Below are 19,447 nucleotides of genomic sequence, written 5' to 3'. Positions count from 1 at the left end.
CAGCATGCATGAGCAAAGTAAGAAGTGATACAAAGAAATCGTTCGGTTTAGAAGTGAACGGACCTGTGTTCTGGTCATCCATCGTCATACTTGTTGTCAGTATTTCACTCGTTCTGATCTTTAGGAAAAGTGCAGAAGTGTTCTTTTCTGACTTACAGGCTTCGGTCACATCCAGTATGGGATGGCTGTTCATTCTGAGTGTGAACATTTTTGTGGCATACTGCCTGTTCCTGGCCTTTGGAAGGTTTGGCAAAATCAGGTTAGGTGGCAAAAATGCCAAGCCGGAGTTCAGCACCGGGTCCTGGTTTGCGATGCTCTTCAGCGCAGGTATGGGCATTGGCTTGCTCTTCTGGAGTGTGGCAGAGCCAATCAACCATTTTCAGACACCGCCGCTTGGAGAGCCTGGCACGCCGGCTGCAGCCCGACAGGCCATGAACTTCACTTTCCTGCACTGGGGTTTTCATGCCTGGGCCATTTACGCCATGGTTGCCTTAGCCCTTGCATTCTTTACCTACAACCGCCAATTACCTTTAACAGTACGCTCTGCCTTTTATCCCTTTCTGGGCGAGCGCATCCATGGCATTATCGGGGACATTATAGATATACTGGCCGTTATTGCCACACTTTTCGGTTTGGCTACGTCGCTTGGTCTGGGGGTAAAACAGGTTGCAGCCGGATTGAATCACGTCTTCCCGGTTATTGTCAACGATGTCACTACCCAAATCATTCTAATAGCCATTATAACAGGCATTGCCACTGTATCGGTGGTAACAGGAGTAGACAAAGGTGTGCGTATACTTAGTGAGTGGAACATCCGGATTGCGCTGGTGGTACTTTTAGCCGTTTTATTCCTGGGGCCCACCGTTTTTATACTTGGTTCCTATGTACAGAATACCGGCTATTACATCGGCAGTTTTATGCAGCTTTCCTTCTGGAACGAGGCCTACAGCAACAATAACTGGCAGGGTACCTGGACAGTATTCTATTGGGCCTGGTGGATCTCCTGGGCACCGTTTGTAGGCATCTTCATTGCCCGAGTGTCTAAAGGACGGACTATAAAAGAGTTTGTGCTAGGTGTACTTATTGCCCCTTCCCTGCTGTCATTTTTATGGATGACGGTATTCGGAAGCACAGCGCTGCGAGATGTTCTGGTTGGGAATACGGCGGTGGCAGAAGCCGTTGCCGCAGATATATCCACTGCATTATTTGTCTTTTTCGAGCAGCTTCCTTTTTCAACTGTACTGTCTGTAATTGGTATCATTCTCATTGCAGGTTTCTTCGTCACATCTTCAGATTCAGGCTCGTTGGTAGTAGTTAGTCTCACCTCCGGCGGCAGGCCTAATCCATCGGTCGGCACCCGTGTATTCTGGGCTCTGTCAGGCGGAGCCATCGCAGCGGTATTACTAGTGGGCGGTGGTTTACAGGCATTGCAGACTGCTGTAATCATCACGGGGCTTCCTTTTGTTTTAATATTACTTATGATGTGCTATAGTTTGTACAAGGGACTAAGCGAAGAACTGGAAGAAGAAAATAAGTTAGGTAGTGCTCAGCAACGAAAAGAATACCAGCAGCTAATGGCAGAAATGCTGGCCAAGCGGGCTCAGAAGCAAGAAGCAAAAGCGCAACAAGTAAAACCGGATACTTCCTTACCACCAAATACTGAGAAACTATGATTGCAATAGACTCCATGATGGTCTGCCTGGACCTGAGCGATATTGATGAAAAACTGGTAGCTTTTACCCGCACCATCTGCGAGCGCATGCAGGTGGGTAAAGTATACTTTGTACATAACATAAAAGTGTCTGAACTAAGCGAGGACTTCAGGGAATGGTTCGGAGACGTGGACCTGGCCGGCGAAGTGGAAGGCAACGTAAACGACATCGTAACAGAGCAATTTGGAAACGCGGCAGCGTATGAAGTATTGGTAAGCGAAGAGCCGAATACCGAGGTTATACTTGCTGATCTGGTAAAGCGCTACAAGATAAAACTGACGCTGCTGGGTAAGAAAATGAGTGACAAAAGCACCGGGGCACTTGGCACCAAACTGCTCCAGATTCTGCCGTGCAGCGTCCTTGTATTCCCTGAAACAGCCACTTCCAACATAGAAAAGGTACTTGTTCCTATAGACTTTTCTGACACTTCGGTACACGCTCTGAGGCTAAGCAAAAACCTATCTGACCAGTTGGGTCTTCAGCTGGAGATACTGCACGTTTACCGACTGCCAGCACAATACTTTCCGCTGATCTCAGAAGAAAAAGCAGAAAGAAAGGCAGAAGAAATTGTAAAGGAGCGGTTTGCTGCGCTTCAGAAAAAGCACCGTGAAACAGCCGGAGTGCCTTATACCTTGGTGCGTGCCGCCAATAAAAGTATTGCAGAACGCATTCGCCTGCACCTGGAAAAGGGAAAGCATGACTTGCTGGTGCTCGGACTGAAAGGGAATAATCCGTTGCCTTCTCTAAGCTTTGGCGGCGTTCCAAAAGAGATTTACAACATGGACATGCACATTCCGCTATGGCTGGTTTACTCTGAAGAAGTAATAAAAAAGTAGCTTATTGTGCAGCCAGCATAACGTTACTGACGCCTGTGACCACCATGTCAACACCAATAGCGCCTAAGAAGAAGCCGTTGATGCGCAGGAGAAGTTCCATGATCTTGTCGAAAGCCATTTTGAATTTCTGTGAGCGCATCCCTCGGCGAACCAACTTAAGCCCCATGATGATCAGGTAATTGATAATCATAATCAGCCCAAGCGCTACAAATCCCTGCCATAGTTGCAACTGCTCCGACATCAGAACGGTGAGTGAGATGGTACCGGCGCCTACCATAAAAGGCAAGGCAATTTCTGAAGCAAGGTCGTGGAGATCTCCTTTTATCTGGATGAACGCCTTCTTGCCCTGCACTATAAACATATAGGAAAAAGAGAAGAGCACAATGCCTCCGAAAATACGGAAGGATTCGAAATTAATCCGGAACACTTTCTGAAAAACGAGATCGCCGAAAAGTAGAAAAACCAGGTAAATGCAGAAAGAGATTATACTTGCCTTTATGAACACTGACCGGAAATCCGCATCTGAAAGATCCTTCATTACAGGCTTCAGGTACAGGAAAAGTGCGAAAGGGTTCAGCATTACCAGGAAACTAACTATAGCTGCTATCATAGGTTCGGGTACGAATTATGAACTATAAAGGTATTGTTGGATAGTGGTAAACTTCTGATTCTTTTCCGCTCACGGAGTTTAGCAGCCGGCTGGGGCGATTAGCTGCTGCTACTTCATGCGCTTTCTCCAGTGCTTTTTTCTCGTCATCAAAAGCTTCTATCAATTTCCTGTTGTGGTCCAGCACGCACCATTGTTTCTTTTCTTCGTCCCAGTGTATCCGGTACGTTTTCTCTTGCAAACTTGCTTTCCTCCTTATCAGGTCAAGTATGACTTTGCCATCACTGTAGTGGCCGTCGGGGTATGGCATAGGAAGCAGTGCAAAGAAAATATAATACAGCGAAAAGTATGTAAACTGATAGGTGAGAATACCCGGCTCCAGCACTTCGTTTTCAATCATACTGATGACCACCACTGCTGCTATGGCATTGAAAAGTGCCCCTCCAGAAAATATCAGGATGTTGGCAAACTTCTCCCTTCGTCTAAGATTATCGAAGGTGCAGAGCCCATACCAGAAATAGTATTTCCGTACTTCCAGCATACCCACTCTGAACAGTACCTTCCCTGAGCCAATGGTTACCTTGATGTTCTTACCCCCCATCAGCCAGGCAAAGAATACATGCCCTGCCTCGTGCACTAACGAGATAATAGGTAGCACAAGGAAAAAGGCCAGGAAAAACTTAGGAATATCTTGAATACCAACCATATGTTCCTGTTACGCGAATCAGGCGACGAGTTATACTTAAACAGCAGTTTAGTAATCCGGTAATTCATTAGTTGGTTATAAGGGTTTAAAATAACCGTTTTAGCACATCTAATGAATTATTAGTTTGATCACTATGTATCGCTGATAAAATCGGCAAATGCCGACAAATCGCTATGAAAATGGTTCGATAATTCCATCCTTTGGTCTACCAAAAAGCCTATTAGAGCAATCTAATAGGCTTTTTTATTTGGGTACGGATACTATTCGGACACCCATTGATAATAAATACTGCTAACGTTTGTGTTTCTGCAGTGGTACGCTTCCGGAGCCGCATCCTGTCCCACGAAACCAAACTTAGAATGAAGATAAAAAACTTATAGCATACACCTAACCGCACAATTGCAGAAACATTTTGTTAGTAACATGGGCCTAGGCCGTTATTCTCGCAACTTGTAGTCGGTCGTTACATTGTTGTCATGGTGTCGCGGAATAGAATTAATTGTCTCGCCATCGTCATAACCTGCCAATGCATGTTTTACCTTTTTTACTCTACTTTTAAAACTGTTACAGGTTCAATATGCGCCGCTCGAATGGTTTGGGATAGTACAGTCAGTAGCCCGACTATGGCAACCAAACCAAAGCCTATGCTTGCATTTTTAAAACTTAACTCAACAAGACTGCTGCCTAAATCTTGTCTAATTAAATCACCGCCAAACAAGCCAGCTGGAACACCAATAAGTCCGGCAATTAGGATAAGAATGCCAAAATTTCTGGTAACTGCCCATACCAATTCTATGTTGCTTGCTCCCATTACTTTTCTTATACCCAGTTCTTTAACGCGTGTTTCTACGGAGTAACTTGCTATGCCTAAAATACCCAAACCAGCGATTATCATGACGATAAGGGCTAAGCCTCCAAAAGAACTTAATCTATCTCCAATTCTTAGATAACCATCTTTTAAATTCTGAAGATTTGCTGTTTTTTCAGGAAAATGGTTTTCCCATATGGATTGAATAGCTTTGGTTGCTTCCAATTCTGTATTTGGATTTATTTTTATGGTCAAGGTGGATATTTCATTTGGCAAATACCTATATAGTAAAGGAGCTGTTTCGCCAATAATTTCATTGGGCATGATGCCAATGACTTGTACATAGGCAGAGTCCAGTAATAGCGTTTGTCCCACTAAAGTCTCCGAATCAGATTCCAATAATTTTGCGGCAGCTTCATTCACCAACACATATTGCTCAGCACTTTGGGGCATATTTTTAGGAAAATTCTGTCCAGATTTTAAGCTTATACCTTCTGTTTCAATTGTTTTTGGATCAATACTTACGTAATACATTTCCAAAATTTTATCATTTAATGTTACAGAAGATTTGCCCTTTTTCATCGGTTTATAGTACCAGTTAGTCGCCAAAGTCGTTTCAACCTGGCTTAACTGGTTTATTTCATTTTGCAGGTTTTCATATTTTTCACCCTTCAAATCAAGTGTCAGGACATTGGGTGACACGGTTGAGTTAATGATTGCATGATTTTTTATTTCATAATCGGCTACTATGACAACCACTATCATCAGCATGATGGTCACCGAAAACTGTACGACAATCAAAGCTTTGTAAATAGCAATACTCCGGAACAGCTTAATATTCTTCATTTTACGCAAAACCTGTATGGGCTGAAACGCTGACAATAGCCATGACGGAAATGCCCCAGCGACTAAGCCTGTGATAACGGCGTAGGTTAACAAGCCTAAGATTAAGGCTGGATCATAAGAAAACGCCACATCCATATCGGGTATATAATATGTTAAAATCTCAACACATGGCATTGTAAACAACAAAGCAAACAGGGAAACAAGGGTCGACTCCATTAAAAACTGACCAATAATTTGTCTTCTTGTTGCGCCTAACGTTTTGCGAATACCTACTTCTCGCGCTCGAGTGAGGGCACGCGCCAATGTCAAACTGATATAGTTGAAGGCAGATAAAAGGGTTAAGGCTAGAATCAAAAATAGCTGTGTTTTTATGCCCATCCAATCGGTGCCCGCATCGTGGTCATTTTTAATGTCTTTGTTTCGAGGGGTGATATCTTCTATGGGTTGTGCCAAAAATTGAAGATTGCTCTTATCCAGTTTGCGATTATAGTTTTGGAGTGTGGTATTGAGCTGCTTTAAATCATCTTCTGATTTTAAACGTGCGTAAATTGCCGCACTATTGAAGTCTCCCCAATTTTGTGAAATATTACTGATTGCTCCTTTTTTCTCAAGCATTTCAGCAGCATTAATAGAAAGCATTGCCTCAATGGGTAGATGGGTTTCTAAAGGCGGGTCCTGGATAATTCCCTTAACGGTATAAAAACCTAAGTTTTCAAATTGAACCGTTTGCCCTAAAGCATTGGTGTTGCCAAATATTTTTTGTGCTGTTTTTTCAGTTAAAAAAAGGGTGTTGGGATTATTGGTCAGGCTTTGTGCATTATCTGACAACAATTTGAAGCCAAAAACATCAAAAAAAGAAGGCTCTGAAAATTTTATGTCAATAGGTACATCACCTCCGTCGGTTTGCAGGTTATGTTTTCCTGCCAAACGTACTTTTACTATTTTTTCAACAAAGGAGACGCTATCCATTTGAGTCGCCAACGGCAATGGAGCTGTTGCCCATTTGGTTTGTTCCACCTCATTTGTTTCCTGCGTGAGTATCCGTACTGTTTGATTTAATTTTGGATGAAAATGGTCTGTGTCGTGAGTGGCTTTTATAAATGTAAACAGAATAACACCAACCGCCATACTCAGTGACAAGCTCAGTATATTGACTAATGAAAAAAGTTTGTTTTTCATTAGTATCCGTATAGCGATTTTTAAATTGTCCTGCATCATGACTTAAAGTGGTGATTTTTAATGATTAATAAGCCAAATACTGAGGGGAATCCCTGTCAATTATATTGAGAAATTTGTGCTTAAAATACAATTAATTATCGATATTTTAAACAAATATCTATTAGAATTTGTACGATTTTTCGCACTTGTTGTATCGATATGATACAGCCAAATACAAAATATTTTACAACCAATGAGATTGCGGCACTTGCTTTTATTTCAGTGGGTGTTTGCTGTAGAGAAACTTACTGGTAGGATTGTTAAACGTTTCTTTGTTGTCTGGGAAAATTTGTCGGGTTACACGGAAGGGCATTGTTACTAAGTAGCGGATATGCGTAAACATACGATCATTGCCACTATGTGCGAAAGTGGTTGAGCCTGTTTTATAGCAGCTGTTTTTCTCTGTTCGCTTCTTTTCCACGGGCTTCCTATCCATAGTATATTCTTTAGCTATATTTAGGAATTAATCACAGGTTACCAACTCCAATAGGAAAAAATAAACTATCCATTCTTTCCATTAGATGATCTTCCAAAGCTGCCAAATCCTTGTGTAAAAAGTTCGATAATTCCATCCTTTGGTTTACCATAGGAAAAAAGCCGCTCTACATCAAAATGGAGCGGTTTTTTTTCGAAATACTTCCTCCTATGATTGAAATATCTTCTATTATTAAACATTAAACAAGGGACCTTTTCGAGTTTATACAGATAAAGAAGCTCTCACGGTTACTATTTAAAGTAGTACAGCTTACGTAATTGATAATGAACTTAAAATAGCTGCGTGTCCCAAAGTGTTGCTTGCTATACAGGAATGCTATCCAATTCATTAATCTCTATTCTGTATATGGGTGGAAGTATAATGTTTTTTAAGATCGATTCTGCGTTTATATTTCTGCTGAATTTGTATAAACAAATCATAGGTCCTAAGAGAGACATTTTCCTAAACCCCAACAACACCCGTAATTTTGAGGCAAGATGAGTGCCTGCGCTTCCAGCATAAGGAGAAAACGGAACATGCCAATGAGATTCCGATATTGACTGAACAAATCCTTTGTATACTTAATGTACATTAAATTCTGTTCCAGGTGCTTGTTACGCATCTGGAGCCATACTTCAAATGTATAGGACAAATCAGCTAAGCCCATGGGGTGCCCTACTCTATAAAACACATGAAAGACTTCTTTCTTTTCAGCGGTGGTCAGTTTTCGTTCCAGAAGCTCATATGCCCTGATGGAGTAGTCGATGAGCATGAAGAGTACGTCGCGGTAAGCCCAGTCTGGTATTTTATACCACGTTTCGCTTCTACACCGGCATGTATCGAAGCCATGGCATCTATAGTTCGCAAAGCATCCTTTTTGGGTGAGAATACAATCCTACACGCATACGAAACCGTTGAGAACAATCTGCCCAAGGGATCGGAAGGAAGATGCCCTGTAAAGAATAGCCAATCAACCGCTTTGTTCAGGGCAAACTCCGCGGCTGCTCCGGCAAGGATTAAAAGTATGGCATCACCCTTTACCCAAATCTGCCGCACCACCGAGTCATTTTCCACGAAATCCTCCATGTTCTGCCAGTTTATATTTTAATCAGAATGCGCAACAGTTCCTTGGCAGTTTTTCATACAATTAGAAAATTATAATCCATCTGCATACTTATTCTAAATAATGCCTTCTTCACCCCCTAACTGCTCAACGTTGTCATCAAGATCCAAATCAATCAGCAGGTGGTTAGGGTCGATGCCAGCGCGGTTAGGCTTAATTGGCACTGTCACCTTTATTGTCTGCTTACCGGATCGGATGCGGTGCTTCTGTAAGTAGAGCGGTTTGTCTGTCACTCCACTTGGGGCAAAAACTCCAATCTCAATCCAATCATTCATCGGTACTTCTGTTTCTACTCCCGCTTTGTCGATTACTACCTTGCGTGCCTTTACCTCAAGCGTTACCTGCCAGGCACCTGCCTTAGTTTGTTCTGTTGCGAATTGCTCTGTTTCCAGTTCCCAATAAGTGTTTTTCTCAAAGAGGTCGTGTAGCATGTAGTGGAGCGAGTCAGGAGTAACCACTTTCAGTTCCCGGTAAAGGTCAAGCGTAGTAGGCAAAGGAGGCTCATGCGAACGGTGCTTTTCGAGCAGGTGCCGCAACGCTTGGTTTACCTGATCCTTTCCTATGTATTGGCTCAGCGCATACATCGCCAGACCACCTTTGCGGTAGTACAGGAAGGCATCGTCGGCACGAAGCAAGGAAGCGGTAGCACGTGAGCGGGGAACTTCATAAGATTCTCTTAGAAACTTCAGGTATTGGCGCAGATGGCCTTCTCCGTAGTTTTCTTCTAAAACCTGCATTCCAGAGTACACTGCCAGGCCCTCTACCAGCAAGCCGCCACCTTCAACGCTCGCAGGTACCAGCCCCGCGCCACCCCACCACTGGTGCGCCACTTCATGTGCAATTACATAAAATGGCAAATTAAAGCCCTGCGGACCATCATTTGGGTTTAAAAGGGCAAATTGTTCTCCGTAATCAACCATACTTGCTTCGGCATTCAGTTCACCACCTGCATCTGCTCGCTCTACAATTGTAATGTGACCATAAGGGTAAGGTCCGAACTGATCTGTGTAGTAAACCAAAGATGCTTTTATACTTTTCAGCATTCGGCTCACATTAGCAGCATGCTTTGGGTGATAGTATAGCTTAATAGCAACATTCTTCCATTGTGCCTCCTGCATGGCGTAGTTGGCGGAGAAAAAGGCGTACTGGTTTTGAATCGGATAGTCTGTAGCGTAGTGAAAATAGCGACGGTTGCCTTTCTGCCATGTTTTATGAAGCTTTCCTGGCGCGACGGCAATCTGATCTTCAGCAGTTCCTACTGTTGCTTCGAAAGCCATAAAATTTCCTCGATGCGACCTTTGGCGTGCCTCAGCATCGTAAAGAGACGGGATCATAGGTCGCGGGGGCATCCCATACTTTTTTCGGGAAGCAGCATCTCTGAGCCCTCTGTACCATTGATAACCAATGGCGGGAAGCAAATCATGATTCAGGAAATAAGTGCCGTTCGCCAGCACAAGAGACTTAGCTCCGTTATTACTGAAGCCATTTTGCTTCACGTATACTTCAAAGCTGAGTTTAAGTGAGTCGCCAGGTTGTAGAGGATTCTGTAAAGTATAGATACGGTGGCCGTGTTCTTCGTCTGTAAGTATGCTGGTGGTTTTACGATCAAGGGTAACTGCTTTCGATTCAACACCCGGAACAGTAGCCAAATAGATAGAGTTAATTGCAGCTTTACTCTTGTTTACAAGCTGGTAAGTACCACGTATTGCTGCTTCCTGTCGTTTAGGGTAAAGCTCTACGTGTAGTTTAGTACTCGTGATACTAGGCTGCGGAACATGCTCGTACCTGCCGTAGCGTTTTTCATAATCTGCGCGCGTATCTTTTAGTTCGGAGGCCGTAGAGTAATCATTCAGCACATTGGTATTGTAGAAAATGAAACCGCCTAGTATAAAGACAAGTCCAACTGCTACTGCTGTAAATAGTGCTGTTGACCGTGTAAAACGGCGCTGCGCGAGTTGTAACCGAGACTTTATACTTTCTTCCCTGCTTCGCACCCAAAGCAGCCGCGCCACCACCGCCAGCAGTAGCGTCCAGGCTATCCAGTAGCCTTTGAACCACAGCCACGGCCCCAAAGAAGGTCCAAAACCGCGCATATCTGTATACAACCAACCCGGATTGGCTCCAAAAACAAGCAGGTTGTGTTCAACACCAAACTTAGATGGAAACACGATGAACACATAGGTAAAGAGTACGACAAGATGGGCCATGTATTTCTGATTCACTACTACATGCACCACCAGTACCAAAAGAGCGAAGAGCAGGTATTCGATGAGCTGAAGTCCTAAAATTGTCTGTAAGTATAGCCCGATTTCGAAATCCTGGTAGTCTAAGACCACCTTCATCAGTATTCCACCCAACATCAAAATGAGCAACCAAACTATGATGGCCAAGCCCAGGCCCAAGTACTTGCCCATGAAGAATACCCATTCCGTCACCGGCGCCACATTGGAGATCTCGTTTAAACCCGACTCCCTCTCCCGCCAGACCAGCTCTCCGGCAAAGTATATGATCAGGAGCGGGATAATTATCCAGGGCGTTTTTATACTATCAACAGGACTTGTGAGATAGTCGGCAATCTGCTGTGTTGTGGGGAGTAGCGGAATGCCAGCATGTGTCATAATTTCAACTCCAAAAATAACAGAGATCAACGCCATGGCTGCAACTAATGTAATACCGATACGGCTCTTAATGATCATCCCACACGAAGACCACGCAATAGCAAACGCCTGGCGTGCATGGGTTAAGAAACCAAACATCCGTTGTACCTGTGGAACAGAGACAGGATTGGCTCCAACTAGAAATGCCCTTGCAGATGATTCGGAATTTGCATTAGGCTTTTTCTTTAACCGACTCCACCAGCTGCTCTCTGTAGGGTGGGCAAACCGAAAGCGTAGGTAAATGAACAACAGCATCCCCACTGCCATACCTAGCCAGAGGACGCGATTCCACAGAAACATGCCTTCCAGCAGGATCAGCCGTGTATTTTTTTCGATTGGTGTCCATGTTTCCAGCTCTGTGCTTATGATGCCCAAAATTCCAACCGGGTCCAGTAGTTTTACCAGATCCCAATTGCCTATGAGCTTTGCTAACGAAGTTCCGATAATCTGGGCAAATACGACGAGAAGAACGCTGGCAATGTAACTGGCTATTGCCCGGCGTCTGGATACCGCAAAAGAAAACTGTATAGCTGTAGCGATAAAGGCATTGGGCAAGGCAATAAAAGCATAGGCAGTTAAATAAGCACCTGGCCGGAACGGTCCCATAAGTTCAGGATTGATACCGGGCAAACTAAAAGAAAGCAGCATACCCACCGGTAGAGCAAGAAGTATAAAAGCATTTAAGGCGAAGGCGGCAATAAAGCGCCCTCCCAGGTAGCTGGCTTTGCTTATTGGCAAAGTATAAATTAGTGGGTACATCCGCGTCTGTACGTCTCGTGCCGCTGCATATCCAGCAATGGATGCTGTCATCAAAAGCCATAACATGCAGCCTAAAATGGTGACGAAGACAATCCCAGATGGTGCATTAGCATACACTCCATCAGTAGGTGTGCCCAGTCTTGGCATAAGTGAGGCAAATACAAACAGGATTACAAAGTATAACCAGGCAGATACTGTCCGAAGCTGGTAGGCAAACTCATAGCTTATAATTTTCTGGAGTTTCATGGATTTACTTCCTTATTTTGTCTTTTAGCATTCTGACCAGAAAGCCCTATTGCCCTTCCTGTCGCTTCTATCTTTACTTCCTTCATGTTATTATCCGTATCTGAATCAATGAGCAGGTTGTTTGGATCAATGCCGGCACGTGCGGGTTTGCGAGGCACGGTAACCTTGATTGTTTGTTCGCCTGAGTGGATGCGGTACATTTTCAGGTAGAGCGGTTCATGAATACTTTTGCCTTCCTCAAGCACGCCAACCATTACCCAATCCTTTACAGGTACCTCCGTCTCAACGCCTGCGCTGTCAGACACTTCTTTTCGTGCTTTTACTTCAAGCGTTACCTGCCATTGGCCTGTTTTGGTTTGCTCTGCTGTGGCTTGTTTTGTTTCCAGATCCCAATAGGTGTTTACCTCGAATAGGTCGTACAGCAGGTATTGTAGCGAGTCTGGCGTAACTGCCTGCAGTTCCCGGTAAAGATCAAGTGTTGTCGCCGGGGCAGCTTCTGTTATGCGGTGCTTCTCGAGCAGTTGGCGTAGTGCATGGTTTACCTTTTCTGTTCCTACATACTCACTCATCGTATACAGTGCAAATGGTCCCTTACGGTACGACATGTATGGGTCCAGGCCCCGGAGCAATGGCTCACCACGACGGATTTCCGCTCGCACATTTGACTCCCGCATGAAATTTATTAGTTGTCGAAGCTGCCCTGGGCCGAGAGCGTTCTCAACGGCTTTCATAGCGTAGTACCAGGCTATACTTTCAGACATTACCGGCGCTCCCTCCACGTTGGCATAAGGAACAGTCCACTGGTGGGCCATCTCGTGTGCTACTACAGCAAAAGGAAAATCAAAACTTTTCGGTTCTTCAGGTTTCAGGAAAGTGAATCCTTCTTCGTAAAAGAGCAGGCCTGGTTCAGCATGTATGCCCGCACCGTCTCCATCGCCGGGGTATTCTACAAAACTGACGTGCTTGTGCCGGTAAGGACCGAACTCATTAGTGTAATAGTCCAGGGAGGCTTTAATGCTCCGCACTATGCCCTCCAGGTGCGTTGTGTGCTCCGGGTGATGGTATACACGAATTGCTACAGGATGGCCCGAGTTATCAGTATTTTTCCACTGCGCTTCATGCACTTTATACCTGGCGGAGAAGAAATAAAGTTCATTTCCAATGGCTGCATCGGTGGCGTAATGGAAGTAGCGGCGGTTACCTTCCTGCCATGTCCGGTGCAGCGCACCTGGCGCAACAGGAACTTGGTCTTCCGCAGTACCTACCACTGCTTCAAAAGCGAGTCCACCGCTGCCACCCTTTCTGGCTTTTTCGTCATAAAGCGAGGCGATCATTGGGCGCGAAGAAAGCCCCTGATCTCGTCTGTCGCTGGAGCTCATAAGCTCACGGCTCTCCTGGTATCCGATGGCAGGCAACCATTCGTTTGAAAAGTAGGTGCCATTTGCCACCACAGGTGCGTCAGCTCCGCTTTCACGGTAGCCCCGTTGCACCACCTGCACCTGGAACTTTAGCTGTAGCATGTCGTCGGGTTGGAGCGGCTTCTCCAGCTTGTAAATCTGGTACCCAAGCTCTTCGTCAGTTAGTACTTTAGCAGATGAACGATCAAAGGCTATTGTTTTGGTTTTAACTCTGGGCACAGTAGCTACATGTATCGAGTCGATTGCCACGGTGCTGCGGTTTACGAGGCGGTAGGTACCAGTAATGTCTGCGGCTCGCTGATCCGGATAGATTTCCACGTGTAAGGTCGTAGCTGCCAGTTGGGGTTGTGCTATACTTTTATACTTGCCATAGCGACGCTCATACTCAGCACGCTGCTGATTAATTTCAGAGGCAGTTTGGTAGTTATTAAGCACGTTTGTATTGTAGAAGATGAAGCCACCCAGTATGAAGAGAAGCATTGCCGCCACAGCCGCTATCCAGGCTGTGGAAGGCGTGAAGCGCTGTTTAGCCAACTGTAGGCGAACCTTTATGTTGCTTTCCTTGCCTCGGACCCAAATCAGCCTTGCCACCACCGCCAGCAGCAGTGCCCATGCTGCCCAGTAAGCCTTAAACCAGAGCCACGGCTCTATGGATGAGCCAAAGCCACCCATGTCGGTGTAAGACCAGGCCGGACCAGCGCCGTAGACAAGCAGGTTGTGCTCAATCCTAAACATAGAGGAAATTGCAATGAACACGTAGACGATGATCGCTACCAGGTAACCAACATACTTCTGATTCACTAGAACGTGCACTACCAGGGCTAGCAACGCGAAGAGTAGGTATTCCGGAAGCTGAAGCCCGAAGAGTGTTTTTACATATAGCCCGATCTCAAAATTCTGATAACCCATCAGGAGTTGGGCCAGTATTCCGGCTCCCATTTGGAGTGCGGTGAACACAACCAGCACGAGGCTTAGTCCCAGGAATTTACCCAGGAGTGGGGGCCATTCTGAACCAGGCGTTGTGTCTGTGATTTCGCCCAGTCTTGCTTCCCGCTCCCGCCAAACCAGTTCGCCAGCGAAAAAAATGAGTAGTAACGGAATGATTACCCAGCGGCTCAGTTCAGCAGAAAGTGGAGCAGTTAAGACACTGATGACACGAGCAGTTACAGGAACCAGTGGCATGCCGCCGGATACCATTTGATCTGCCACTATCAGAACCGTCATGAGCGGAATAGCTACCAACATGGCGAGACCAGCCCAGCTTGTTTCAATTGTTCGGAACGAGTCCCAGGCAAAGGCAAGTGTTTTGCGCACATGCATGGTAAGTCCGAAGGTGCGTGCTACCTGTGATACGGTAACAGGCTTACTATCTATAACACCCAAATTGGTTGGTAGTTGAGGATGTGCCTTCTGGCGTCGCAAGATGCGGTTCCACCAACTGCGCTCTATGCGGTGGGCAAAGTGAAAACCAAAGTAGGTAATACTAAGTGCCACAAGCGCTACACTAAGCCACAGCAGACGGTTCGTAAGTATATTACCTTCTAACCCGATCAGGCGTGTACTCTGCTCCGCTGTTGTCCATAAATGCGCCAGGTCCTCTACTATAAAACGTATACCGATCGGATCTAATAGGATGCCCAAACTGCGCTTCCAGAGCAGGGCACCGGCCACGAAGAAGCCCAGGAAGACTAGGAGAAAGCTGCCGAGGTAACTGGCCATAGCCTTGCCGCTGCGCACAGCCAGCGAGAACTGAATGGCAGTAGCGATGATGGCATTTGGTAACGCAATATAAGCGTATGCGGTAAAATAAGCAGCCGGACGAAAAGGACCTAGTATCCCGGGGTCTACGCCTGGTGCATAATAGCCCAGCAATATTCCTGCCTGCACGGCAAGTATGATTAAGCCATTAAGCACAAGGGCAGCACAGAACCGGCCTCCCAGGTACTCCAATTTACTGATGGGAGCGGTGTAGGTTAAGGGATGCATCCGTGTCTGCACGTCACGGGCGGCAGCTTCGCCGGCTACTACAGCAGACATTCCTAGCCATATCAGGCAGCCCATCACCGTAGCGCCTGCTATAAAAAATGGTGTGTTTACAAAAGAATCCGAGTAGAGTGCGTCAGCAATAAAGTTTACCCTTACAAACAGAAATCCAAACCCAACCAGCGCAATGAAGATCAGCCAGGTCCAGAAACGCTGTAGTTGGTAGGAGAACTCATAATTGAAGATGCCCCAGAACCTCATAAGGCAACTTCCGGTTTGAAGTATCCAACAAGGCCAGCCATAGTGGTAAAGTATACGTCTTCCAGGTCAGGGGCCACGGGGTCAAAACCATTGCCGGGATCTTCTTCGCTGTAAATATGCACGACGGTACGGCCGCTTAGTAGCTTGGTAGAGATAATGTTGTACTCATATTCTACCAGGGATAACATGTTCTTATCCACAATTTTACGCCAGATGCGCCCCTGTAGCCCCTCCACAGCTTTTATCGGCTCTGCTTCCAGCAGTATCTCTCCACGGTTAATGATGGCCATGCGCGTACATAGCTCACTTACATCTTCCACAATATGCGTGGAAAGTAAAACTACGCTGTTCTCACCCAACTCACTTAACAGGTTAAGAAAACGCACACGCTCAGCAGGGTCCAGGCCGGCCGTAGGCTCATCCACAATCATCAGTTTTGGGTTACCCAACAATGCCACTGCCACGCCAAAGCGCTGCTTCATGCCACCCGAAAAGCCCCCAAGCTTTTGTTTGCGCACGTCCCACAGGTTTACCTGCCGCAGCAGCGCTTCTACTACCTCTTTGCGTGCCCGACGCTCGGTTATACCTTTCAGGATGGCAAAGTAATCGAGCAGGTCCTCGGCCTTTGCCTTCGGGTAGACACCGAACTCTTGTGGCAGGTAGCCCAGCGTTTCGCGCACCTTGTCCTTCTCGTTCAGCACGTCTATCTCGCCTAACTGTACGCTTCCGCTGTCCGGGTCCTGCAGTGTGGCCAGAATGCGCATCAGCGTAGACTTACCCGCTCCGTTAGGACCAAGCAGGCCATACATGCCGTTCGGAATATCAAGCGACACATTTTTTAGTGCCTGTACCCCGTTTGAATAGGTTTTGGAGATGTTGGTGATTTTTAGTGTCATATCTTTTTCTGATTTGAGGAGAATGTTCGGGAAAGTTTAGAAGAACCTGCTGTACCTATGCCCATGTCCTTAGTCCAATGACGCCGTACCATAAAAAGTATAAGGCAACGAGTAAGTGCAGCACAGATAAGAAAATAGCAGGAATATAAACTGCCTTCTTGATGCCTTTACTCCGGTAGCTGACTGCCATGACAACAGCGAAAATTGCAGTAACAAAGAACGCTATAGTTGCCAGCATGACAGAGATGGAAATGAAGCTAGGCTTTGCCAAGTATATTTTTCCTTCCATAGCACCAAAAGCAAGAAACACAGCAGCTATCATGATGCACACGACAGGTAGTAGCGGCCAGATCCGCACCAGAACATTAGCACCACCGGGTATTTTACCTTTCCAATAACGGTAAAGCCAGAAGGGCAGGAACAGAAAAGCCTGAAGTATAAACAGTACCCAAAGTATAAACATGGCAATTCTACCAAATACAATGGTTCCATGAACCGGTGCAAGCGTAACTGTTCCGCTTTCTACCCCGGCCAGTTCCAGAACCTCACCCTCAAGCGGGTCATTAACGACAATGAAATCTGGTCTGTCGGTTTCCAGGTTGTGGTACAAACCCTTGCCAACAGGCACAAACTTTACTATTTGCCCAACATGCGCAGGAAACTGGTTGTAAATGGTGTCTCCCTCTAACCAGATCCTTTCCGGCATCAAGGACGGTAATTTGAAAGGCAGTTGTTTGACAGGATTTACCTGCTCGTAATAACCAGTCACAGGTTTTGTGATTCCTCCGGATTTAGAGATGGCAGAAACTACTGCAACAGGCTTTGGCAGCTGGCTAGTCTGGTATTCCCGGATAAGGGTTCCTATTTTTCGGATGGCCGCTGTATTGTCTGAGTTGGTTTGCACAGAGTAGCCTATACCATACTCCGGCAGGTAAGAGAAATCAGATTTTCCGGCACCTACACTGCCGCCGTGCTTGTAGTAAGTATAGCCATCGTAGTCAGAAGTATAAAGGCCCAGGCCATACCCATACTTTAAGCCAGCCTTAGCGCCTGAAGTAGTTGAAGGGCTTTCCATTCTTTCTAAAGAGCTTTCGGACACCAACTGATTACCGTTAACATTACCGCGATTGATGAAAAGCTGAATCATTTTAGCCATATCCTTTGGAGACGCATTGACAGCTCCCGAAGGACGTGTGATCAGATGCCAGTAATCATTTGGCCTTCCCTCTTTGTATAATGCAGCTCCTTTCTGCTTATATTCATCTGAAAGAAAATAGGTCATTGTCTCTGCACCCATAGGAGCGAAGAAGTTTTTCCGGATGTAGTCTTCATAGGTTTGGCCAGAAACCTTCTCTACAATGTAAGCGGCCACTGCAGGTCCTGAGTTTGCATAGGCCATTCTTGTGCCCGGTACCCACTTAGAAGTCCGGGAATGGGGGTGAAAGTCTAATCCTTCTTTAAGTGTAGTGTTGGGATCATTATGAATAGCCTCTGGCAGATGAATGTCATCCCATCCGGTAGTATGTTCCAGCAGATGCTCTACAAGTATAGGGTTGGTGGCTTCCCAAGGGTTTGTGAATTCTATCTCAGGTACTAAGTCCTTAACCTTATCCTTCAGACTCAGTTTTCCCTGTTCCTGTAGTTTTAAAATGGCAAGCGCAACAAATGCTTTGGAAGTAGACCCGATTCGGAACATGGTTTCTTCGTCAGCAGGAATCTCTTTCTCCCGATTAGCCATACCAAGGCCTTCTATCCAAACCGGCCCGTTTCTATCTACCAATGTCACACCTGCAGCAGGAGTACCTGTTTCCTTTAGAACCTGAAGTATAGCCTCTCTTAATTCTTCAATAGTCCTAGGTACCTGCTTTTCTGCAGCTTCCTGACCGCTTACTCCATAGGAAAGTAGTATAAGTAGAAGTGTGAGCAAACAGGTTTTGATAAAGTTAAATTGTTTCATAATAGCATTGCCGATGTTAATCAATGGGTAGCTCAGAGAGAATGTAACCATGTCATTATATACATGCTTGCAGATCATAAACTTACTTGCTTCAGCCCCTGCTCCCTATTAAAATAGTTTTTGTAGATGCGTATAGATTCTGACTCCATACTTACTGTTTATGGGTTTCTGTCTCATCATAACCACACAATCATAAAGTTCTTTGCATTTCAAAGTGTAAATAAATATTAATACCGACTACTTGCATAATCTTCAAATTCACCTCTATGAATTCTTAAATTGTAGTGATGTTCATTGAGTTAATCCCGATAACTATAACAGGAACTTTCCATTACATAAAACTTAGAGACTCTTAACTCTCTTTGCTAATGCCAACCCGCAAACCACATATTGTACTTCCTTCTCAAAAGAATATTAAAGTACTTTGCGTTTCAAAGTTAATATAGATACTGAGATAAAAAAACTTAGTTTCATAAAGTTTGACAAATTCCCGGTAAAGCTCAACCTTTATAGTGTCAGGGGCAGCTTATCAATTTCATTGCTATCAATAAAATAAATAGAAATTGATACGTATTGATCCTTATCAGCAAGTTATCTTGGCAACAAAAAATAGTCGGGCAGATTTATAGCAAGCTTAAGGGAGTTTAGACACACAAGCCTCTCTCGATAAAAGCAAATCTAAAGCTGCCAAATATCTGTGGAAATGGTTCGATAATTCCATCCTTTGGTCTACTGATATAAAAAAGCCGCTCTACATAAAATGGAGCGGCTTTTTTGGTTCGATAAATTTAACCGAAGGGGAGACTTATCGAACTTTTCGTAAAAGTCAGACATTTTTGCTGAAAACAGCTCTCCTATTTCCATATAACAATAACACATCAAACTTTAACGAAATTTTATCAAGCTGAAACATATGGTATTGTGGTGGGTCTGAATAAA

General features: G+C 45.1%; 10 protein-coding genes. 2 read left to right on the top strand and 8 right to left on the bottom strand.

Annotated features, from left to right (window positions below; all coding sequences use genetic code 11):
• Positions 1-8 precede the first annotated feature (8 nt).
• Together ABS362_RS17045 and ABS362_RS17040 are read left to right on the top strand one after the other, a co-directional pair.
• Positions 9-1,673 (top strand): BCCT family transporter, encoded by a 1,665-nt coding sequence (locus ABS362_RS17045; protein WP_350413954.1) that lies wholly within the window; start codon positions 9-11, stop codon positions 1,671-1,673.
• Entirely contained in the window at positions 1,670-2,548 is an 879-nt protein-coding gene (locus ABS362_RS17040) for a universal stress protein (RefSeq protein ID WP_350413952.1), read from the top strand. Before ABS362_RS17045 ends, ABS362_RS17040 begins: the two co-directional genes overlap by 4 nt.
• A 1-nt stretch (position 2,549) precedes the next feature.
• On the opposite strand, the gene ABS362_RS17035 is transcribed toward ABS362_RS17040, so the two are convergent.
• From ABS362_RS17035 to ABS362_RS17000, 8 genes are all read right to left on the bottom strand, one after another.
• Positions 2,550-3,158, bottom strand: coding sequence for a MarC family protein (locus ABS362_RS17035; RefSeq protein ID WP_350413951.1), 609 nt, complete (start codon positions 3,156-3,158; stop codon positions 2,550-2,552).
• Positions 3,159-3,180: 22 nt separating this feature from the next.
• The gene (locus tag ABS362_RS17030) at positions 3,181-3,861 is read right to left on the bottom strand and encodes a site-2 protease family protein (RefSeq protein WP_350413949.1); all 681 of its coding nucleotides are present in this window, start codon (positions 3,859-3,861) and stop codon (positions 3,181-3,183) included.
• 544 nt (positions 3,862-4,405) lie between these two features.
• A complete protein-coding gene (locus ABS362_RS17025) occupies positions 4,406-6,733 on the bottom strand; it encodes an ABC transporter permease (protein WP_350413948.1) in 2,328 nt (775 codons plus the stop codon).
• 1,195 nt (positions 6,734-7,928) lie between these two features.
• Positions 7,929-8,294, bottom strand: a complete 366-nt coding sequence (locus ABS362_RS17020) for an oxygenase MpaB family protein (protein WP_350413946.1) — start codon at positions 8,292-8,294, stop codon at positions 7,929-7,931.
• 93 nt (positions 8,295-8,387) lie between these two features.
• Positions 8,388-11,993: an ABC transporter permease/M1 family aminopeptidase gene (locus ABS362_RS17015; RefSeq protein WP_350413945.1), complete on the bottom strand. Its 3,606-nt coding sequence runs from the start codon at positions 11,991-11,993 to the stop codon at positions 8,388-8,390.
• A complete protein-coding gene (locus ABS362_RS17010) occupies positions 11,990-15,655 on the bottom strand; it encodes an ABC transporter permease/M1 family aminopeptidase (protein ID WP_350413943.1) in 3,666 nt (1,221 codons plus the stop codon). The genes ABS362_RS17015 and ABS362_RS17010 overlap by 4 nt, the downstream gene beginning before the upstream one ends.
• Positions 15,652-16,551: an ABC transporter ATP-binding protein gene (locus ABS362_RS17005; RefSeq protein WP_350413941.1), complete on the bottom strand. Its 900-nt coding sequence runs from the start codon at positions 16,549-16,551 to the stop codon at positions 15,652-15,654. Before ABS362_RS17005 ends, ABS362_RS17010 begins: the two co-directional genes overlap by 4 nt.
• A 55-nt stretch (positions 16,552-16,606) precedes the next feature.
• Positions 16,607-18,586 carry a serine hydrolase domain-containing protein gene (locus tag ABS362_RS17000; RefSeq protein WP_350413939.1) on the bottom strand — a complete coding sequence of 660 codons (1,980 nt, stop codon included), beginning with the start codon at positions 18,584-18,586 and terminating at the stop codon, positions 16,607-16,609.
• Positions 18,587-19,447: the final 861 nt, after the last annotated feature.

Source organism: Pontibacter populi (assembly GCF_040278685.1).
Taxonomy (GTDB): Bacteria; Bacteroidota; Bacteroidia; order Cytophagales; family Hymenobacteraceae; genus Pontibacter; species Pontibacter populi.
The sequence above is the reverse complement of the archived record's forward strand: the minus strand, read 5'-3'. Positions and strand labels throughout refer to the sequence as shown.